Annotated in this window: 1 protein-coding gene and 1 pseudogene; both read left to right on the plus strand. The window is 30.5% G+C overall.

Annotated elements, in window-relative coordinates; translation table 11 throughout:
• Window positions 1–567: DUF6602 domain-containing protein (locus tag AC1DRF_RS29750; protein ID WP_477742539.1), on the plus strand; the 567-nt coding region annotated here is incomplete at its 5' end.
• Window positions 568–696: 129 nt separating this feature from the next.
• Window positions 697–950 (plus strand): annotated as a pseudogene (locus tag AC1DRF_RS29755) (L-asparaginase); the annotation flags it as partial.

A 950-nucleotide genomic window follows, 5' to 3' on the forward strand; every position in this document is an offset into this window, starting at 1 on the left:
AAAGAAGGGGATAATATATCCACTCAGATTGATATAATTATTTATAATCCATCATTGCCTCTATATTTCAAAGAAAATGATTTTATAATCGTCCAACCAAAAAGTGTATTGGGGATAATTGAAGTGAAATCAAATCCTGATAGAAATAAGATTGCAGAAGCAATATATAAAGCTAGCCAGGCAGGAGAGCTTACCAAAGAGAATTTCATTTTTAATGGATTATTTATTTTTGGAGAGACAAGTAAAAATCAAAGCTATTCGCCCAAATTATTGAAAAACCCAAAAAATGGTAAACTTAAAGAATCTTTACTTTATGCATTAACGAAAAATTATGGGATAAATCATATTATTTCTAATGATGGTGTCTTCATAAAAAAGTGGTCTCAAGAAGCAGAGTTTAGTTGCTATGCTATACAAGATTTAGCAGCAAGTTATTTTTTCTCAAATTTATTAAATGTTATCAATAAGAGAATTGAATTATTAGGTATTCCAGAATCTATGTATGGCCATCTTTATCCTATTCCGGAAGGTAAAAAAATATATATAAAGTGGAAAGTAAGTAAATAGTTCTAGGAATGTATAATTTATATAAAGATCCATAGTATTTAGTAATAAGAAGACCTTAATAATAAGGTCTTCTTATTTTCCTTTTACACCTTGATATAGTTTTCCGGTGGTAGAAAGACTAAATATAATAGGTATCTTTATGATGCTGCTGTAAATGCAGGGGCGAAAGGAATAGTAGTAGCAAGTTCAGGATATGGATTAATATCTGATGCTGCTCTAGAAGGTGCTAAGGCTGCTGTTAAAAAGGAGTAGTCATTACTAAATCTAGACTTGTAGGAAGTGGAATTGTGACTCATGAAGCTTCAGATGAAAAAGATAAGTTTGTTACGTCTGATTCGTTGAATCCCCAAAAATTGTGCATTCTTTTAATGCTTGCTCTAACT

The sequence above is a fragment of the Priestia sp. P5_B4 genome (assembly GCF_056400385.1).